This window comes from Amycolatopsis stemonae, from assembly GCF_054781455.1.
Genome location: NZ_BAAGUJ010000010.1, coordinates 242,583 through 261,343, shown reverse-complemented (window position 1 = coordinate 261,343; position 18,761 = coordinate 242,583). Strand labels below are relative to the sequence as shown.

Sequence of the window (18,761 nt, the reverse complement as noted above, 5' to 3'; positions counted from 1 at the left end):
CCGTCAGGCCTTGCAGCCCGGGGCGAGCGCGGCGGCCGTCATCAGCTCCCGGGACGCGACCATCGGGGCGACCGGGTCGTACATGCCGTCGACGTCCTGCTGGGCCTGCTGCAGGGCCTTCATCGCCGGGTCCTGCGAGGCGGCGTCACCCGGCTTCGCACCGTCGAGTGCCGTCTTCGCGTCGCGGGCGCGGTCCCGGGCCGTCGTGTACTTCGTGACGAAGCCCTGCCGGACCGTTTCGGCGAGCGGGACCGGCGCCGGCGGCAGCGCCGTCAGCTTGTCGACCACTTCGCCCGTGCGGTCCGCGATCCCGCCCAGCTCTTCGCTGAGCGCTCGCTGCGCTTCCTCGACCGTGCCCGGTTCGGGCGAACCCGGTATGGCTTCGTCGTTGGTGCGCTCGCGGTAGCCGTGGATCGCCGAGCAGAAGCCGTCCATCCAGTCCCGCGTCGCCGGGTCGACGCTCGGCGGTGCCGGCGGCGTGCTCGGCGCCGTCACGGTCACGGTCGGGGCGGTCGGAGTGGGTCCCGAGCACGCGCTCAGCAGCAGTCCGGCGCCCAGCAGTCCCGCGGCGATCTTCATCGGTCCCCCTCGCGGTGTTCCTCGGCGGATACACGCGCGAAGCGGCCGGGCGGTTGCATCAGGCGGCGGCGAGCGTCCCGCCCAGCGCGAGCCGGCCGTCGTCGGTCAGTTCCGCGCGCGTCCACTGCCCGATCGCCCGCACCGGTCCCCGCGCCGGCCGGATCAGCCCGGCCCGCGCCAGCTCGTGCGCCGTCGCCTGGTCGCAGCACGGCAGCCCGTCGACCCGCAGGTCCGGCTCGCAGCTGCAGGTCAGCTCGGCCCGCCCGGCGTCGACGGCCCGGAGCATCGCCAGTGCCCTTCGGTTCAGCATGGTCGGTTCCCCTCTTCGGTGCTGTCCCTGAAGAGACGTGACCGCCGTCACCGAATACGCAGGTTTCGCGAGGTTCCCCCGAACGGTGCACGATGACCGCATGACGCACTCGATCGGCGACCCGGCTGTGCGCGCGTTCGTCGACGCGCTGAACGCGGGCGACCGCACGGCGTTCCGGGCCGCGCTGACCCCGGACGCGACCATGTCCGACGACGGCACGGACCGCGACCTCGCGGAATGGACGGAGAAGGAGATCTTCTCCAGTCAGGGCCACCTCGAGGTCGAAACCGCGGAAGACGAGGGGAGGCGGTTCGTCGCGAACTACTCGAACTCGACGTGGGGCGCGATGCGGACGCGGTGGGCGTTCACGGTTCGCGACGGCAAGGTGGCGCGCTTCGAAACCGGCCAAGCCTGACAACGGGTGTGACTCCTGGGGCGGGAGTTACAGGCGTTCCTGCAACGCGTCCGCCGCCGCGAGGAGGTCCGCGGCCCAGCGCGCGCCGGGCTTGCGGCCGATCCGCTCGATCGGGCCGGACACCGAAACCGCCGCGACGACCGTGCCCGCGGAGTCGCGGACCGGCGCCGAAATGCTGGCCACACCCGGCTCGCGCTCGGCGACGCTCTGCGCCCAGCCGCGGCGCCGGACCTCCAGCAGCGTGCGCTCGCCGAAGACCGCGTCGGCCAGGATCGTGCGCTGCGTGTGCGGATCCGCCCACGCCGCCAGCACCTTCGCGCCCGAGCCCGCCGTCATCGGCAGCCGGGAGCCCACCGGGACGGTGTCCCGCAGGCCGGACGGCGGTTCCGCGGTGGCGACGCACACGCGTTGGACACCGTCGCGGCGGTACAGCTGCACGCTTTCGCCCGTGACGTCCCGCAGCTTCGGCAGCACCACGCCGGCCGCGTCGAGCAGCGGGTCGGTCGAGCCGCCCGCCAGCTCGGCCAGTGCCGTACCGGGACGCCAGCGGCCGTCCGGACCGCGGCGCAGCAGCCGGTGCACCTCGAGGCCGACCGCGAGCCGGTGCGCGGTGGCCCGGGGCAGGCCCGTCCGCGTGCACAGTTCCGCGAGGCCGCAGGGGTCGTCCGCGACCGCCTGCAGGACGGCCACTGCTTTGTCCAGTACTCCGATACCGCTATGCTGTCCCACGACCCGATACTAGCGTCCCGCACTTTGGGAAGTCCAGCATCTGGGAAAACCCTGAACTCGAGCTGCGCTCCTCCTTCGCGGCTCGCATCCGTTCCGCAGGTGCGCGCCCGAGTTCCGACGTCGAACCGTGGAAGGAGCCGGAGATGACCAGCCCGACCGGCAAGGCCCGCACGCTGGCGGAGAAGGTGTGGGAAAGCCACCTCGTGCGCCGAGGTGAAGGCGCCGAGCCGGACCTGCTCTACATCGACCTCCACCTGCTGCACGAAGTGACCAGCCCGCAGGCCTTCGACGGCCTCCGCCTGGCCGGGCGGCCGGTGCGCCGCCCCGACCTCACCATCGCGACCGAGGACCACAACGTCCCGACCGTCGACATCGAGCTCCCCATCGCCGATCCGGTCTCGCGTACCCAGGTCGACACCCTTCGCCGCAACTGCAAGGAGTTCGGGGTCCGGCTGCACCCGATGGGTGACGCCGAGCAGGGCATCGTGCACGTCATCGGCCCGCAGCTCGGCCTGACGCAGCCCGGGATGACCGTGGTCTGCGGTGACAGCCACACCTCCACGCACGGCGCGTTCGGCGCCATCGCCTTCGGCATCGGCACGTCCGAGGTCGAGCACGTGCTCGCCACGCAGACGCTGCCGCTGCGTCCGTTCAAGACGATGGCGATCACGGTCGACGGCGAGCTGCGCCCCGGCGTCACGGCGAAGGACATCATCCTCGCGGTGATCGCCAAGATCGGCACCGGCGGCGGGCAGGGCTACGTCCTGGAGTACCGCGGCTCGGCCATCGAAGCGCTCTCGATGGAGGCGCGGATGACCGTGTGCAACATGTCGATCGAGGCCGGCGCCCGCGCCGGGATGATCGCCCCGGACGAGACGACCTTCGCGTACCTGAAGGGCCGCCCGCACGCGCCGCAGGGCGCCGACTGGGACGCGGCGCTCGAGAACTGGCGGCAGCTGCGCACCGACGAAGGTGCCGAGTTCGACGCCGAGGTGCACCTCGACGCGGGCGAGCTGACGCCGTTCGTGACCTGGGGCACCAACCCAGGCCAGGGGCTCCCGCTGGGTGCCGACGTGCCCGACCCGGAGCTGATCCCGGACGAGAACGACCGCATCGCCGCTGAAAAAGCCCTGTCCTATATGGACCTGAGGCCGGGCACGCCGCTGCGCGAGATCGCCGTGGACACCGTCTTCCTCGGCTCCTGCACCAACGGCCGGATCGAGGACCTGCGCGCCGCGGCCGAGGTGCTGCGCGGTCGGAAAGTGGCGGACTCCGTCCGGATGCTGGTGGTTCCCGGCTCCATGCGGGTCCGCAAGGCCGCCGAGGCCGAAGGGCTCGACGAGGTCTTCACCGCGGCCGGCGCCGAGTGGCGCCAGGCCGGCTGCTCGATGTGCCTGGGCATGAACCCGGACCAGCTGAAGCCGGGCGAGCGCAGCGCGTCGACGTCGAACCGCAACTTCGAGGGCCGGCAGGGCAAGGGCGGCCGGACGCACCTGGTCTCGCCGCTCGTGGCCGCCGCCACGGCCGTGCGGGGCACGCTGTCCTCGCCGGAAGACCTGCAGACCGCCGCCCGCTGACCCACCCGAGGAGCTCCCACCATGGAACCGTTCACCCAGCACACCGGCGTCGGCGTCCCGCTGCGCCGGTCCAACGTGGACACCGACCAGATCATCCCGGCGGTCTACCTCAAGCGGGTGACCCGGACCGGGTTCGAGGACGGGCTGTTCGCCGCCTGGCGCGGTGACCAGGACTTCATCCTCAATCAGGAACCGTTCAAGAGTGGCAGCGTGCTGGTCGCGGGCCCGGACTTCGGCACCGGGTCGTCGCGCGAGCACGCCGTCTGGGCCCTGATGGACTACGGCTTCCGGGCCGTCATCTCCGCCCGGTTCGCCGACATCTTCCGCGGCAACTCCGGCAAGGGCGGCCTGGTGGCCGCGCAGTGCGAGCAGCACGACGTCGAACTGCTCTGGAAGCTGCTCGAGAACGAGCCCGGCACCGAGGTCACGGTCGACCTCGAGACCAAGACCGTGCGGGCCAAGGACTTCACCGCGCCCTTCCAGATCGACGACTACGTCCGCTGGCGGCTGCTGGAAGGCCTCGACGACATCGCTCTCACGTTGCGCCATGCCGGTGAGATCGACAGCTTCGAGTCGGGCCGCCCGTCCTGGAAGCCGACGACCACGCCGATCGCCGCTTCGTAGCGTTTTCGAGGGCGGAATCCCTTGTGGTACCGGGGATTCCGCCCTTCGTGCGGCCGGCTGCGACACCACGCCGAACGGCCCTCGCGGGGATCTCCCGCGAGGCGGAACCCGCCCCGGGGCAAGGGAAAGATTCCGCGTGCCGTTTGGAATTTGTGCTGCCTTGGTAATACCGTGTCGCTAGTCGGCCCTGCGCGGCCGTGGACGAGCACTTCCTTCTTGGAGGACTGGAATGGCCAACAAGGCCCAGCTGATCGAGGCGCTGACGGAGCGCCTGGGCGACAAGAAGGCCGCTTCCGAGGCGGTCGACGGTCTGGTCGACATCATCATCCGGACGGTCAACAAGGGCGAAAAGGTCAACATCACCGGCTTCGGGGTGTTCGAGAAGCGTGCTCGTGCGGCCCGCACCGCGCGCAACCCGCGCACCGGGGAAGCCGTGCGCGTGAAGAAGACGAACGTGCCCGCGTTCCGCGCCGGCACCACGTTCAAGGACGTCATCTCCGGCGCGAAGAAGCTGCCGAAGGCCACCCCGGTCCGCCGCGCGGCGGCAGGCACCCGCACCGCGGCGGCCACGACCTCCCGGACGGTCGCGGCCAAGCCGGCCACCACGCGGTCGACGACCACGCGCACCCGCACGGCGGCGGCAAAGCCGGCGACGACAACCCGCGCGACGGCGACAAAGGCGGCCGCGGCGAAGCCGGCGACGACGCGGGCCAAGGCGGCCCCGAAGGCAGCGGCCCCGAGGGCTGCGGCGGCTCCGAAGGCGGCCGCGGCCAAGACGACGGCCGCGAAGCCCGCGGCGGCGAAGACGACCGCGGCGAAGACCACGACCCGGGCGACGACATCGCGGGCCAAGGCGGCCCCGAAGACCGCGGCCGCCAAGGCCCCGGCCAAGCGCACGACGGCGGCGAAGAAGAGCTGACCACCCGAAACTGTCGGACCCCTGCGGTAACGTGAAATCAGGGGGACCCCCAGGGGGTGACCTCTGCTGGGCTTTCGGCGGGGCCTCGCGCAGACGTGCGCGGGGCCCCGCCGTGCATTCCGGGCCAGGTGCGGCGGAAGCGTGTGAGGGTGACTCACGTTCCGGGGTAGCGCGGTCAGCTCGCGCTCAAGCAAGTGCCCGGGGCGGCCAGCCTTGCGGGCCAGGTGGTCGCCCGCGTGCTCCGAGAAATCGGCTCGCGTAGCCGGACGGCCAGCCCACTCGCCGGTGCGGCCGGATCGCGTGCTCAGCAAAAGTCGGCTCGCGTGGCCGGATGGCCAGCCCACTCGCCGGTGCGGCCGGTCGCGTGCTCAGCAAAGTCGGCTCGCGTGCGTGGGCAGCCAGCTCGCTCGCCGGTGCAGTCGGCTCGCGTGGTCGGTCAGTCACCGGGCCGGCCGACTCTCCAGGCGCGCCAACCGACTTCTCCCGGCGACCGTTCCGCTACACGGGCGGGCGCGACCGACGGGGCGGCGTGCCGACCGACCGTTCGGGCGTGCCCACTCGGTGTTACCCACTGCCAAGATCCACAGTCCGAACGGGACTCGGGCACCACTCGCTCGGAGCAGACCGCCGTCGCGGGACCGGTTCCGCCCAATTTCGCAAAGTTGCTTGAGCGCCCGGCCGAGTGATGCCACGCTGCCACCTCGGGGCCCGCGTCCGGCGGTGCCCGCCCGCACGCGAGGCGAACCCTGGGGGCGACCACCATCGACATCCGGCTGCTCGGCCCGTTCCAGGCGCTCGTCGGCGGTTCGCCGGTCGTGCTGACCAGTTCCCGGCAGCGGGCGCTGCTCGCGACACTGGCGTTGTCCGCGGGCCGGCTCGTGTCGATCGACGCCCTCGCCCGCGGGGTGTGGGGCGAAGATCCGCCCGCGCACATCCGCGGCAGCCTCCAGACCTACGTGATGCGCCTGCGCCGGCTCTGCGGCGAGGAAACCGTCGTCACCGAACCGGACGGGTACCGGCTGGTCGTCGACCCGTCCCGGGTGGACGCCCTCTGCTTCCTCCGCACCCTCGACCAAGCCGCCGCCGCGACGGAACCCGCGCGCCGCCGCGACCTGCTCACCGCCGCGCTCGCCACCTGGGGCGGCTCGCCCCTGGAAGGCGTCGGCTCGCCCGCGCTGGCCGCCGAGTGGGGGCCGCTGCTGACCGAGCGGTACCTCTTCGCCGTCGAACAGCGCATCGACCTCGACGCCGGGCTCGTCCCCGACGCCCGGCTCGTCGCCGAGCTCACCGACCTCGTCGCCCAGCACCCGCTGCGGGAATCGTTGTGGGAACGGCTGGTGCGCGTCCTCGCCCGCTCCGGGCGCCGCGCCGAAGCGCTGTCCCGCTACGCCGGTCTTCGCGCGCTGCTGGCCGACGAGCTGGGCGTCGAGCCGGGGGAGGACCTGCGCCGCCTGCACGCCGAACTGCTCGCCGCCGACGCCGGGCCGGCCGTCCACACCGTCCCGCGGCAGCTGCCCTTCGACGTCGCCGGCTTCACCGGGCGCGGCCCCGAGCTCGCCGAACTCGACCGCCTGCCGCCGGGTGGCGCGTCCGGCATCGTCGTCATCGAAGGCACCGCGGGCGTCGGGAAGACGTCGCTGGCCGTGCACTGGTCGCACCGCGTCCGCGACCGCTTCCCCGGCGGCCAGCTGTTCCTCGACCTGCGCGGGCACTCGGCGGACACGCCCGTCGCCCCGGACGCCGCGCTCGCCGGGTTCCTGCGCGCCCTCGGCGTCCCGGCCGAGACCGTGCCTTCCACAGTGGAGGAACGCTCCGCGCTCCTGCGCAGCCGCCTGGCCGGCAGCCGCACGCTCATGCTGCTCGACAACGCCCGCGACGCCGACCAGGTCCGGCCGCTGCTGCCCGGCACCGGCAACCTCGTCGTCGTGACCAGCCGCAACCAGCTGCGCGGCCTCGTCGCGCGAGACGGCGCCCGCCGGATCGCCCTGCGCTCCTTCGACGACCGGGACGCGGCCGCGCTGCTCGCCGGCAGTGTCGGACCGCAGCGGCTCGCCGCCGAACCCGCCGCCGTCGCCGAGCTCGTCCAGCTCTGCGGCCGTCTCCCGCTGGCGCTGGCGCTGGCGGGCGAACGCGCGTCGCGCTTTTCGGGCGTCTCGCTCGCGGGGATCGTCGAGGAACTGCGCGACCAGCGGCTGCGGCTCGACACCCTGCGCGACCCGCAGGACGCCGGGACCGACCTGCGGGCGGCGTTCTCGTGGTCGTACAAGGCGTTGCGCCCGGCGGCCGCGCGGTTCTTCCGGCTGCTGGGCCTGCACCCCGGCCACGGCTTCAGCCTGTCGTCGGCCGCCGCGCTGGCCGGGACCGACCTGCGGGAGGCGCGGGAGCTGGCCGATCAGCTCGCCGCCGCGCACCTGCTCAACCAGCCCAGCACCGATCGCTACCAGTTCCACGACCTGTTGCGCGTCTACGCGGCCGAGCTCGTCGAAACCGAGTCCGCCGCGGACGAACGCGTGGCCGCGCTGCGGCGGCTCCTCGACTGGTACCTGGCAAGCGTCGCCGAAGCGACCACGCTCGTCCGGCCCGACCTGCTCACCGACGACCTCACCCTCGACCCCGCGCCGGTGCCCGCCGTGCCGTTCACCCAGCACGAGCAGGCGATCGCCTGGTACACGACGGAACGCGCGGCCCTCACGGCGCTCGTCGGCGTCGCCGCCGACAACGGCTTCACCGCCCACTCGTGGAAGCTCGCGTGGCTGCTTCGCGGGTTTTTCGCCGAACGCCACGACCGCGACGACTGGATCACGACGGCGCGCACGGCCGTCACGGCGACCCGGGAAGCCGGCGACAGCACCGGTCTCCAGTACAGCGCCAACAACCTCGGCTCGGCCTACCTGCGCACCCTCCAGCCCGACAAGGCACTCGAAGCACTGGAGGAGGCGCGCGCCGCGTCCGAGTCCGGCGCCGGAAGCGCCCTGACGGTGGCGATCCTGTCCAACCTCTCGGGCGCGTACTACGTCCAAGCCGAGTACGCGAAAGCCGAGCGCCACGCGCTGAAAGCAGTCGGCATCGCCCGCGACCAGGGCCAGCGGACGTTCGTCCCGCACGCGCTCCTCAACGTCAGCGCCAGCCGCATCGGCCTGCGCGACTACGACAACGCCGCCGAAGCGGCCCAGGCCGCACACGAAGCCTTCGCCGAACTCGGCGACCGCTACCACGCGGCGCTGGCGCTGGGAAACGTCGCCGAAGCGCTCGAAGGAGCCGGCCGCTACGACGAAGCGGAGAAGTCGGGACTGGAAGCACTCGCCGAGCTGAAGGAACTGAACGCGGAATACGGCACGATCGACGTCCGCATCACGCTCGGCCGGCTCAAGCTGCGCACGGGCCGGAACGAAGAGGCACGAGGGCACTGGGCCGAGGCGCTGACGGTCTGCCGGCGCCTCGGCGATCCCCGCATCCCGGAGATCCGCACCCTGCTGGCGACAGTGCCGTCGGACGGGCCCCAGACCCGGGATGCGCCGTACCCCTAGCCCGGCGCAGCCCAGCGGGACCCGGAGCCAGTACACCAAGATCGACTGTCACGGCACTGTCTTCTGCCGGTGGCGTGCGCACACGGGCAGGTCGTCGCGCTGGCAGCCTCGCGCTGGTGGATTGCCGCGGTAGCTGGCTCGTGCTGCGTGGCGGTCGCGGTGTCAGGCTGTCGCCCACGGCAGGCGGTCGCGCTGGCAGACCGCGCAGTGGCGGACTTGCCGCTGAAGCTGGCTGGCCCGCGCTGCCTGGCGGTCGCGCTGACAGGCAGTCGCCCACGGCCAGGCCGTCGCGCTGGCTGGCAGACTCCCGCGCTGGCAGACCCCCGCGCTGGCAGACCCCCGCGCTGGCAGACCCCCGCGCTGGCAGACCCCCGCCCTCCCTGGGGGGCGTGCCCTTGTCCAGCGTATCGGGGGCCGCCGACCAAAAGCCGGGGAAAGCCCGCAGCCGAGGCCGGTTGCCCACATCACGGACGGCTTGTGGACAAGCCGCTCAGCGGTGGCTGGGCGAGGGGGTCGGCAGCGCGCTCGGGTAGTAGTCCGCCGCCAGCAGGACCGGGCCCTCGTCCTTGGTCGGGGCGCGGAACGACAGCACCCAGAACGAGCCCTTCTTGCTCGGCACCACGCCGCCGCGGGCGGCGGCCAGCTCGACGCCGTCGCGGTCCGCCAGTGCGCTGACCAGGTCCGGGATCACGCCGCCCTGGCTGCACACCACCGGGGTGCCGCCGTCGCCGGCCACCGCCAGCAGCCGCGCGACGCCCAGCACCGGGTCCGGCCAGTAGCCCTCCTCCGACAACAGCGGCTCGTGCCGCACGTCGGCCCCCAGGTCCTCCGCGACCCCGCCCACCGTCTGCACACACCGCAGCCGCGGCGCCGACAGCACGCGGTCCGGCCCGAACAGCGCCAGCACTCGCCGCAGCGCCGACGCCTGCCGTTGTCCGGCGTCCGACAACGGCCTCAGGTCGTCGTCGCCGGACCAGTCGTCGCGCTTGCCCGCCTTCGCGTGCCGCACCAGGACCACCGTCGTCACGTCGACCGGCAGCTCGCAAAAAGACCGCAGCACCCGCACGTCTTCCGGGCGCGTCAGCAGCTTCTCCGCCGCCGTCGGGGCGAGCCAGCGCAGCTCGTCGACCTCGTGGTTGACCTCGAACTCGCCGGAAACGGCTTCGGCGCTGAAGTAATCGACCTTCTTCGGGACAGTGCCGGACCCGTTGCGCGTGGGCACCGAATACTCCGTCCGGGTCAGGTAGCGGCCCAGGATCCCGTCGAACCCGGTCTCCTCCCGCACTTCGCGGACGGCGGCCTCGGCGATCGTCTCGCCGGGGTCGAGCTTTCCCTTCGGCAACGACCAGTCGTCGTACCGCGGGCGGTGCACCAGGGCGACTTCCGTCTCCCGCCCGGCGGCGCGCCACAGCACCGCGCCGGCCGCCCGTACCTCCTGGGTCATCCGGCGGCCCCGTGCAGCTTCGCGAGTTCCAGCTGGTGGTCGCGGACGCGCGAGCCTTCCGCCGGGAACGGCGACCACTCGCCGCTGGCGGTCAGCACCCAGCACCGCGTCTCGGGGTCGAGCGCCGAGTCGAAGATGTCGTCGAGCTGCCGCGTCAGCTTCGGGTCCTTGACGCGCACCAGCGCCTCGATCCGCCGGTCCAGGTTGCGGTGCATCATGTCCGCGCTGCCGATCCAGTGCGTCCCGCCTGCCCGGAAGTGGAAGACCCGCGAGTGCTCCAGGAACCGGCCGAGGATCGACCGGACGTGGATGTTTTCCGACAACCCCTCGACGCCCGGCTTCAGCGCGCAGATCCCGCGGACGACGATGTCGACCGGCACCCCGGCCTGCGACGCGTGGTACAGCGCGTCGATCACCTGCTCGTCGACCAGCGAGTTGCACTTGATCCGGATCCCGGCCCGCTGCCCGGCCCGCGCCAGCTCGATCTCCTCGCCGATCGCGCGCACGATGCCGCGGCGGATGCCGTGCGGCGACGTCAGGATCGTCCGGTAGGTGTCCTGCCGCGAGTAGCCGGTCAGCACGTTGAACAGGTCGGTGATGTCCGCGCCGATGCTCGGGTCGGCCGTGAGCAGGCCGAGGTCCTCGTACAGCCGCGCGGTCTTCGGGTTGTAGTTGCCGGTGCCGATGTGGCAGTAGCGGCGGATGGTCGAGCCCTCTTGGCGCACCACCATCGACACCTTGCAGTGCGTCTTCAGCCCGACCAGGCCGTACACGACGTGCACGCCCGCGCGCTCCAGCGTGCGCGCCCAGGTGATGTTCGCCTGCTCGTCGAACCGCGCCTTGATCTCGACCAGCGCGACGACCTGCTTGCCCGCCTCGGCGGCGTCGATCAGCGCGTCGACGATCGGCGAGTCGCCCGACGTCCGGTACAGCGTCTGCTTGATCGCGAGGACCTTCGAGTCGGCCGCTGCCTGCTCTATGAACCGCTGCACGCTCGTGGAGAACGAGTCGTACGGGTGGTGCACGAGCACGTCGCCCTCGCGCAGCGTCGCGAAGACGCTCTTCGGCGTCTCGCGCTCGCCGAACGCCGGGTGCGTCGCCGGCACGAACGGCCGGTCCTTCAGCTCCTTGCGGTCCACACTGGACAGCTGGTGCAGGCAGGTCAGGTCGAGCAGGCCGGGCACCTCGACGACGTCCGCCGGGTCGACGTCCAGCTCGCGCAGCAGCAGCTCGAGCATGTGCTCGCTCATGTCCTGGGCGACCTCGAGGCGCACCGGCGGGCCGAACCGGCGCTGCGCCAGCTCGCGCTCGAGGGCCTGCAGGAGGTCTTCGTCACGGTCTTCGTCGACCTCGAAGTCGGCGTTGCGGGTGACGCGGAAGACGTGGTGCTCGGTGACGTCCATCCCGGTGAACAGCTCGCCCAGGTGCGCGGCGATGAGCTCTTCGAGGGGCAGGAACGTCGCGGTGCGGCTGGTGCGCTCGTTTTCGACGCGCATCAGGCGCGGCACGTTGCTCGGCACCTTCACCCGGGCGAAGCGCTCGGTGCCGCCCTCGGGGTCGCGGACCGTCACCGCGAGGTTGAGCGAAAGGCCCGAAATGTACGGGAACGGGTGCGCCGGGTCGACCGCCAGCGGCGTCAGCACCGGGAAGATCTGCTCGGAGAAGTAGCTGGAGAGCCGGAGCTGGTCGGCGCCGGACAGGTCGGCCCAGCCGACGATCCGGATGTCGTACTCGGCCAGCTGCGGGCGCAGGTGCTTCTCGAACGCGCCGGTCTGCCGCTCGACCAGGTCCTGGTTGCGCTTGGCGATGTAGTCGAGCTGCTCGCGCGGGGTGAGCCCGTCCGCGCTGCGCACCAGCAGGCCCGTCTCGTCGCGGCGCTTCAGGCCGGCGACGCGGACCATGTAGAACTCGTCCAGATTGGACGCGAAGATCGCGAGGAACTTCGTCCGTTCGAGCAGCGGCTGCGACTCGTCCTCGGCCAGCGCGAGCACACGGGCGTTGAAGTCCTGCCAGGAGAGCTCGCGGTTGAAGTACCGGTCGTCCGGCAGCGTCTCGACGGCGGTCGGCGCGCTGGTGACCGCGGGCGGCGCCGACGGGACGGCGCGGAACTCCTCGGCGGGGCGCTCGGCCGCGCGAGGCGCCTTGCCGGTTCTGGTGGTCTTGCTCGTCGTGGGCTGGGCAGCGGCCGCGGTGGTCTTGCGGGGCCGGGCCTTCGCGGCGGTGGTGCGGGCCGCGACGTCACGCGCGCTGGACTTCGCCGGCTCGCGCTTCGCCGGCGTCGTCTTTTTGGCCGTCTCCGAAGATCCGTTCGCCGGGTTCCGTCGCCTCCGCGGTGCGGGCGTGCTGCCGTCTGCTGTGCTCACCGCACCCATTCTTCACTAAGCCGCGCCGAATTGCGCAGACCGCGGTGAAGGTCAGGTGAACAGCTCAGCGGAGGTTTCGCCGAGGCGTGCGGCGGTGTGTTTCCCGACACCCAGGCCGCGCGCGTGGGCGAGGTCCCCGGGCGTGTCGACATCGCTGCGCAGGGACGGGAAAGCGCCGCCGAGCGCGACGGCTCCGGAGCCGCGGTGCGCGCCCGCCGAGCCGGGACCGAAGCGTGGGTCGAGGGGCGCGCCGGGCGCGGACAGCAAGAGGGTGGTGCCGGTGCCCTGCCGGTCGGCGACGAAGGCCCGGCGGTGGTCGGCCTCTTTCAGCGCGGCCGAGAGATCGCCCGCGCGCAGGGCGGGGAGGTCGGCTTGCAACGCCCCGACGACGCCGTGGGGGTCATCGGCGCGGAGCAGGGCCTCACCGTGGCGGAAGGCGGCGTTGAGGGTCTTCTCGGCCGGCTCGGCGACGATCTCGACCCCGAGCTCGCCCAGCTCGGCGACGGCGTCGGGATCGGACGCGACGAGCAGCACGCGCCGGACGTGCGCACTCGACGTCACGGCGGCGAGGGTGTCGGCGGCCAAGGCCAGGACGAGCCCGGGGTGCAGTCCGGGGTCGACGGCCCCACGCAGCCGCGACTTGCCGTCACGGGGGTGTTTCATCGGCACGACCAGGTCCACGTCCACGTGTCCATCTTTACCCGAAACGGCGCAGGCGCGTCGGCGGACGGGCGAGTTGTCCACAGGTGGTCCGGGTTGTGGACAAGTCGGGGTGCGGGGTGTTCGAGCCGGGGTTTCCGTCGGTGGGGGTCGATACGCTCGAGACGGGGTGGCCCCCAGGGAGGGTGGGCTTGCGTTGTGTGTGGGTCGGGGTCTTGCCGGAGCACGAACTGCGGCGACGCGCGGGTGGACCGGGCCTGGTCGCAGGCTGGGTGGGTCGCCGGGCGGGGTGCTGGTGGCGTGGCCGCCGAGCCGGCCGGGAGTGGTGCTGTGCGCTGAACCTGGCCGGGCCGGGTGGGGTGCCGCCGGGCGTGAGGGGCACCGCTGGGATGGGGCGGGTGGCGTGGCCGCCGAGCCGGCCGGGAGTGGCGCTGGGCGCCGGGCCTGGCCGGGCCGGGCCGGGTGGGGTGTCGCCGGGCGTGAGGGGCACCGCTGGGCGCCGAACCTGGCCTGGCCGGGTGGGGCGCCGCGGGCCTGAGGGGGGCACCGCTGGGGGTGGGCGCCGAGTGGCGTGGCCTGCCGGATTGGGCTGGGCGCAGCCTGGCCGGGCGCCGGGCGCCGGGCCAGGCCGGGCGCCGGGCGCCGGGCCTGGCCGGGACGAGGTGGGGCGCCGCGGGCCTGAAGGGGGCACCGCTGGGGTGGGGCGCCGAGTGGCGTGGCCAGCCGGATTGGGCTGGGCGCAGCCTGGCCGGGCGCCGGCGGCCGATCCCGAGCACTTGACCGGTCGCGGGCAGGTCTTCCGTGGCTTGTCGTGAGTGTTCCGGGGCGGTTCTGACACTCACGGCAAGCCACACCGACGCAACCTCCTGCCGGATCGCCGAGCCGGGCCCACGGCTGCCCCGGCCGTCCCGGTCGAGGGGCCGGGTCGTGGCTGAACCCACCCTCCCTGGACTGGCCCGACCCCGGCGCGGCAGGATCTGGGGACCTGAACCGTGGAGGAGGAGATCGTGGCCCGGCGTGAGAAGGGCGGCTTCTGGGTGGGGTTGGCCGCCGCCGTGTTCTACCCGCTCACCGGTATCGCGCGGCGGGTTTACGTCGGGAACGAGAAGGTTCCGCGGCAGGGGCCCGCGCTGCTCGTGCTCAACCACATCTCGCACCTCGACCCCGTCGTCGACGCCGTGTTCGTGCACCGGCAGAAGCGGGTTCCGCGCTTCCTCGGGAAGGAAAGCCTGACCCGGACGCCGATCTTCGGGAAGGTCTTCGTCGGGTCCGGGCAGATTCCCGTCTCGCGCGGGTCGGCCGCCGCCGGGGACAGTCTCAAGGCCGCCCACCAGGCCCTCCAGGAGGGGAAGATCGTCGTCATCTACCCCGAGGGCACCATCACCAAGGACCCGGCCGGCTGGCCGAAGGAGTCCTTCACCGGCGCCGCGCGGCTCGCGCTGCAGAACGACGTCCCCGTGATCCCGATCGCCCGCTGGGGCACCAGCCAGCTCTTCAACGGCTACACCAAGAAGTTCAAGCCGTTCCCGCGCAAGACGATCACCCACAACGTCGGCGACCCCCTCGACCTCTCGGCCTACCGCGAGGGCAGCGCGCGCAGCGCGTCCAAGCTGCGCGAGGTCACCAAGGTCATGATGGACGAGGTGACCCGGCTGCTCGCCGAGACCCGCCACGAAGAACCGCCGGCGGCGAAGCCGGAGGACCCGGCCTGATGCGCGCCGACGTCCAGCGGGTCACCGTCCTCGGGGCCGGTTCGTGGGGCACCGCCTTCGCGAAGGTGCTCGGCGACGCCGGCCGCGACGTCACGATGTGGGCGCGCCGCGAGCAGGTCGCCGACGACATCCGCGAGCGGCACGTCAACAGCGCCTACCTGCCCGGCGTCGTGCTCCCGGAAAACATCACCGCGACCAGCGACCCCGCGAAGGCCCTCGAAACTGCGGAGGCCGTCGTCCTCGCGGTGCCCAGTCAGAGCCTGCGGGCGAACCTCTCGGCGTGGCGCCCCCTCCTGCCGCCGGACGCGATCCTCGTCAGCCTCGCCAAGGGCGTCGAGCTCGGCACCCTCAAGCGGATGAGCGAGGTGATCGGCGAGATCGTCGGGATCGACGCCGGCGACGTCGTCGTGGTCACCGGGCCGAACCTGGCCAAGGAGATCGCCGCCGGGCAGCCGTCCGCGTCGGTGCTCGCCTGCGCCGACCATGAACGCGCCGTCGCGATCCAGCGCGCCTGCGCCAACTCCTACTTCCGCCCGTACACCAACACCGACGTCGTCGGCTGCGAGCTCGGCGGCGCCTGCAAGAACGTCATCGCGCTCAGCACCGGGATGGCCGCCGGCCTCGGCCTCGGCACCAACACCATGGCGACGCTCATCACCCGCGGCCTGGCCGAGATGGCCCGCCTCGGCGCCAAGCTGGGCGCGGACCCGCTGACGTTCGCCGGGCTCGCCGGCGTCGGCGACCTGGTCGCGACCTGCTCGTCGCCGCTTTCGCGCAACCGGACCTTCGGGGAGCGCCTCGGCCGCGGCGAGACGCTCGAACAGGCGCAGGCGGCGGCCGGCGGGCAGGTCGCCGAAGGCGTGATGTCGTGCTCGTCGATCCGCGCGCTGGCGCAGAGCGTCGGTGTCGACATGCCGATCACCGACGCGATGCACCGCGTCTGCCACGAAGGCGTCGACCCGCGGCAGGCGGGCGCGGAGCTGCTCGGGCGCTCCCAGAAGCACGAGTGGTCCTGACGGTGTGACCTACCGCCCGGATGCTGGGAGCGGCTTGACCGGTCCCGGGCGGTACGGAACGCTGGGTGCCATGTTCGCGTACGAGATGACTGAGCTGCGGGGCCGCACGGGCCTGCGCGCCGTCATGTGCGCGTGTCGCTGTTGTCGGTGAACCCCGCCCCGGCCCAGCTCGACACCCTTCTTCTTCCGTGAGGACCCTCATGTTCGCCGTTCCGGACAACACCCTGCTGCGTCCCGAGAACCCCGCGCTGCGCCACCCGGTGCGCGTCGCGCTGGAGTTCGCCGCCGACCGCGACCGCTGGAAGCACCTGCTGCGCTACGACCCCGACCAGCGCTTCGCCGCGCTCGTCGCGAAGGACGAGCAGCAGGAGGTCTGGCTGATGAGCTGGCTGCCCGGCCAGCGCACCGACCTGCACGACCACGCGTTCGCCAGCGGCGCGTTCACGCTGGTCACCGGCCGGCTGACGGAAGCCGTGGCCCGCCGCGCGCCGGACGGCCGCGCGGTCACCGAGCTGCACGCGCTCTCGGCGGGGCAGTCGCGCGTGTTCGGGCCGGGGTACGTGCACGAGGTCCGCAACGACGGCCCCGACCCGGCGATCTCGCTCCACGTCTACCGCGACGCCGAGCGCGCGATGCGCTCGTACCACCTCGACCCGCTGGGCGGCCCGGTCCTGGACTGAACCGCTCAGTCCAGGTCCCCGCGCAGGCGGAACTCCCGCTCGATCGCCGATCGGTCCGCACCGGACGCCAGCAGCGCGTGCAGCAGGATCCGGGCCTTCCGCGCGTCCAGCCAGCCGGCCATCGTCGCGCCCAGCGCGATCAGGCTCGACTCCGAGCCGTGGAAGCCGTACGTCGAGCGCAGCGTCGGGCCCGCGCCCGTCCGGGACGCGACGACCACCGGCAGCGACGGCACCAGCCGCGCCACCACGTCGGCGGTGCCGGAAGAGACGTGCCCGACGCCCGTCGCCGCCACCACGATCCCGCGCACGCCCGGCTGCGAAGCCAGGTACGAGAGCACCTCGCCCGAGTCGTCCAGACCCGCCTCCACCACGGGGACCAACCCCGAGAAGTCCTTTCCCCCCAAGGAAGGCAGTCGCGGCGGGGACGGGTGGAAGTAGTGCACCGCCTGCTCGACGACCATGCCGAGCGGCCCTGCCGGCGCCGAGGAAAACGCCTCCAGGTGGCTCGTGTGCGCTTTGCGGACCCAGCGCGCCGCGTGGACGTCGTCGTTCAACGTCACCAGGGCGCCCCGGCCGCGGCTGCGCGGGTCGGCCGCCACCGTCAGGGCGTTGCGCAGGTTCGCGGGGCCGTCCGGGCTGAGCAGGCCCGCGTTGCGCATCGCCCCGGTGACCACCACCGGCTGGTCCGACGGCCAGCACAGGTCCAGGAAGTACGCCGTCTCCTCCAGGGTGTCCGTGCCCTGCACGACGACGAACCCGTCCGCGTCCTGCTCCAGCCCCCAGTCGCGGCAGCGCAGCAGCGTCGCGAAGTCCAGCGACGCGCTGCCGACGCCGGCCAGCGTCTCGGCCAGGACGTCCATCGGCAGGTCGCCGAGGCCGCCGAGCAGCTCGGCCGCGCCCAGCCGGGGCACGGCGCCGCCTTCGCCGGCGACGGGGGCCATCGAAATGGTGCCGCCGAGCGTGGCGACCGCGATCAAGGGCATGCGCCCACCCTATTCAGCCGCCCTTGACGGCCTGGAGCGTGTAGCTCGCCGCGACCCGCCGCGGCTCGTCCTTCATCCGCCATTCGTCCGCGTCTTCGTCGTGCGCCATCTGGCCGGGGATCGCGTTCCACGGGACGCTGTCGTGCTCGGTGAACCCGGTCAGCGTCAGGCCGTTGTCCAGCAGCGCCGTGATGATCTCGCCGAGCGAGTGGTTCCACGAGTGGCTGACGCTGTTCTCCAGGCGCCGGTCGGTGGTGACGTACGTCTCGGGCTCGTCGAAGACCAGCGGTTCGGCGTGCTCGAAGTACGGGTACCGCGGCACCGCCGGGTCCGCCCGCTCGTCGAGCGCCCACAGCATCGGGTGCCCTTCGCGGACGAACAGCCGGCCGCCCGGCCGCAGCAGCCCGGCGACCACGGACGCCCAGCGCGCCGCCGAAGGCAGCCAGCACAACGCGCCGATCCCGGTGTAGACGAGGTCGAACCGCCCGGCCCCCAGGACTTCGACGGCGTCGTAGACGTTGGCTTCGTGGAAATCGACCTCGACGCCCGCCGCCGAAGCGAGCCGCCGTGCTTCCGTCAGCGCCGCGCCCGAGAAGTCCAGGCCGCTCATGGCCGCGCCCAGCCGGGCCAGCGAAACCGTGTCCGTGCCGATGTGGCACTGCAGGTGGACCCCGCGCAGCCCGGCGACGTCGCCCAGGCGCGGCCGGTCGAAGCGCACGACGGCGCTCAGGTGCGCCGGATCGGAGGCGAACCGCGAGAACGCGTAGTTGGGCGACGCCGCGTGCAGCGTCGCGCGTTCGTCCCAGTTGGCCTTGTTGACCGCGAACGAGTCGGTCACGACGTCGCTGCCCGTTCGGCCGCGCTGCGCAGCACGCAGAACTCGTTGCCTTCGGGGTCGGCGAGGACGGCCCAGCCGGTGCCGTCCGGCTTGCGCAGGTCGTTCACCAGCGTCGCGCCCAGCCCCAGGAGCCGCTCGACCTCTTCGTCGCGCGGGACGTCCGGGCGGAGGCAGACGTGGAGCCGGTTCTTGACCGTCTTCGGTTCCGGGACCCGCAGGAACAGCATGTCGATCCCGCCTTCGAGCTCGATGCCGACCTCGTCGTCGCCGGGCTGGTCCCCGTCGGGGATCGGCTTGCCGAGCACCTGGCTCCAGAACTGGCACAGCGCATAGGGGTCGGCACAGTCGACGGAGACGTGCAGGACGGACGACGGCATGGCGCTCC

At 72.7% G+C, this 18,761-nt stretch carries 17 protein-coding genes; 8 read left to right on the top strand and 9 right to left on the bottom strand.

Going from position 1 to position 18,761, the window contains the following annotated elements; all coding sequences use genetic code 11:
* Positions 1-3: 3 nt before the first annotated feature.
* Both ACYVLJ_RS33065 and ACYVLJ_RS33060 read right to left on the bottom strand, forming a co-directional pair.
* Positions 4-579 (bottom strand): hypothetical protein, encoded by a 576-nt coding sequence (locus tag ACYVLJ_RS33065; RefSeq protein WP_460441601.1) that lies wholly within the window; start codon positions 577-579, stop codon positions 4-6.
* 58 nt (positions 580-637) lie between these two features.
* The gene (locus tag ACYVLJ_RS33060; protein WP_451975058.1) at positions 638-889 is read right to left on the bottom strand and encodes a hypothetical protein; all 252 of its coding nucleotides are present in this window, start codon (positions 887-889) and stop codon (positions 638-640) included.
* A 100-nt stretch (positions 890-989) separates the two neighbouring features.
* On the opposite strand from ACYVLJ_RS33060, the gene ACYVLJ_RS33055 reads away from it, so the two are divergent.
* A complete protein-coding gene (locus ACYVLJ_RS33055) occupies positions 990-1,304 on the top strand; it encodes a nuclear transport factor 2-like protein (protein WP_451975056.1) in 315 nt (104 codons plus the stop codon).
* A 27-nt stretch (positions 1,305-1,331) separates the two neighbouring features.
* Here the strand turns inward: ACYVLJ_RS33055 and ACYVLJ_RS33050 are convergent, their stop codons facing one another.
* Positions 1,332-2,033 carry an IclR family transcriptional regulator gene (locus tag ACYVLJ_RS33050; RefSeq protein ID WP_051183801.1) on the bottom strand — a complete coding sequence of 234 codons (702 nt, stop codon included), beginning with the start codon at positions 2,031-2,033 and terminating at the stop codon, positions 1,332-1,334.
* Positions 2,034-2,176: 143 nt separating this feature from the next.
* Here ACYVLJ_RS33050 and leuC point away from each other — a divergent pair, with 143 nt between their 5' ends.
* The 4 genes from leuC (at position 2,177) to ACYVLJ_RS33030 (ending at position 8,680) form a co-directional block, all read left to right on the top strand.
* Positions 2,177-3,610, top strand: a complete 1,434-nt coding sequence (gene leuC / locus ACYVLJ_RS33045) for a 3-isopropylmalate dehydratase large subunit (protein WP_460441600.1) — start codon at positions 2,177-2,179, stop codon at positions 3,608-3,610.
* Between the two features lie 21 nt (positions 3,611-3,631).
* Entirely contained in the window at positions 3,632-4,234 is a 603-nt protein-coding gene (leuD, locus tag ACYVLJ_RS33040; protein WP_451975052.1) for a 3-isopropylmalate dehydratase small subunit, read from the top strand.
* A gap of 229 nt (positions 4,235-4,463) precedes the next feature.
* On the top strand, positions 4,464-5,153 hold the full coding sequence (locus tag ACYVLJ_RS33035) for an HU family DNA-binding protein (RefSeq protein ID WP_460441599.1): 690 nt from the start codon (positions 4,464-4,466) through the stop codon (positions 5,151-5,153).
* 815 nt (positions 5,154-5,968) lie between these two features.
* Positions 5,969-8,680, top strand: a complete 2,712-nt coding sequence (locus ACYVLJ_RS33030; protein WP_460441598.1) for an AfsR/SARP family transcriptional regulator — start codon at positions 5,969-5,971, stop codon at positions 8,678-8,680.
* 490 nt (positions 8,681-9,170) lie between these two features.
* Here the strand turns inward: ACYVLJ_RS33030 and ACYVLJ_RS33025 are convergent, their stop codons facing one another.
* Genes ACYVLJ_RS33025 through cofC form a run of 3 tightly spaced genes read right to left on the bottom strand, consistent with a single transcriptional unit; the run spans position 9,171 to position 13,174 of the window.
* Complete coding sequence (locus tag ACYVLJ_RS33025; RefSeq protein WP_460441597.1) at positions 9,171-10,124, bottom strand: NUDIX hydrolase; 954 nt, start codon at positions 10,122-10,124, stop codon at positions 9,171-9,173.
* The gene (locus ACYVLJ_RS33020; protein ID WP_451975044.1) at positions 10,121-12,496 is read right to left on the bottom strand and encodes an RNA degradosome polyphosphate kinase; all 2,376 of its coding nucleotides are present in this window, start codon (positions 12,494-12,496) and stop codon (positions 10,121-10,123) included. The genes ACYVLJ_RS33025 and ACYVLJ_RS33020 overlap by 4 nt, the downstream gene beginning before the upstream one ends.
* Before the next feature lie 42 nt (positions 12,497-12,538).
* Positions 12,539-13,174: a 2-phospho-L-lactate guanylyltransferase gene (gene cofC, locus ACYVLJ_RS33015; protein ID WP_451975042.1), complete on the bottom strand. Its 636-nt coding sequence runs from the start codon at positions 13,172-13,174 to the stop codon at positions 12,539-12,541.
* A 965-nt stretch (positions 13,175-14,139) separates the two neighbouring features.
* Between cofC and ACYVLJ_RS33010 the strand changes: the two genes are divergently transcribed.
* From ACYVLJ_RS33010 to ACYVLJ_RS33000, 3 genes are all read left to right on the top strand, one after another.
* A complete protein-coding gene (locus tag ACYVLJ_RS33010) occupies positions 14,140-14,859 on the top strand; it encodes a lysophospholipid acyltransferase family protein (protein WP_451975040.1) in 720 nt (239 codons plus the stop codon).
* On the top strand, positions 14,859-15,875 hold the full coding sequence (locus ACYVLJ_RS33005) for an NAD(P)H-dependent glycerol-3-phosphate dehydrogenase (protein ID WP_460441596.1): 1,017 nt from the start codon (positions 14,859-14,861) through the stop codon (positions 15,873-15,875). Before ACYVLJ_RS33010 ends, ACYVLJ_RS33005 begins: the two co-directional genes overlap by 1 nt.
* A gap of 200 nt (positions 15,876-16,075) precedes the next feature.
* Positions 16,076-16,555, top strand: a complete 480-nt coding sequence (locus ACYVLJ_RS33000; RefSeq protein WP_460441626.1) for a cysteine dioxygenase — start codon at positions 16,076-16,078, stop codon at positions 16,553-16,555.
* A 5-nt stretch (positions 16,556-16,560) separates the two neighbouring features.
* On the opposite strand, the gene ACYVLJ_RS32995 is transcribed toward ACYVLJ_RS33000, so the two are convergent.
* Genes ACYVLJ_RS32995 through ACYVLJ_RS32985 form a run of 3 tightly spaced genes read right to left on the bottom strand, consistent with a single transcriptional unit; the run spans position 16,561 to position 18,753 of the window.
* Complete coding sequence (locus ACYVLJ_RS32995; RefSeq protein ID WP_460441595.1) at positions 16,561-17,538, bottom strand: asparaginase; 978 nt, start codon at positions 17,536-17,538, stop codon at positions 16,561-16,563.
* 13 nt (positions 17,539-17,551) lie between these two features.
* Complete coding sequence (locus ACYVLJ_RS32990) at positions 17,552-18,376, bottom strand: class I SAM-dependent methyltransferase (RefSeq protein WP_451975034.1); 825 nt, start codon at positions 18,374-18,376, stop codon at positions 17,552-17,554.
* A complete protein-coding gene (locus ACYVLJ_RS32985) occupies positions 18,373-18,753 on the bottom strand; it encodes a VOC family protein (RefSeq protein WP_451975032.1) in 381 nt (126 codons plus the stop codon). Before ACYVLJ_RS32985 ends, ACYVLJ_RS32990 begins: the two co-directional genes overlap by 4 nt.
* Positions 18,754-18,761 lie beyond the last annotated feature (8 nt).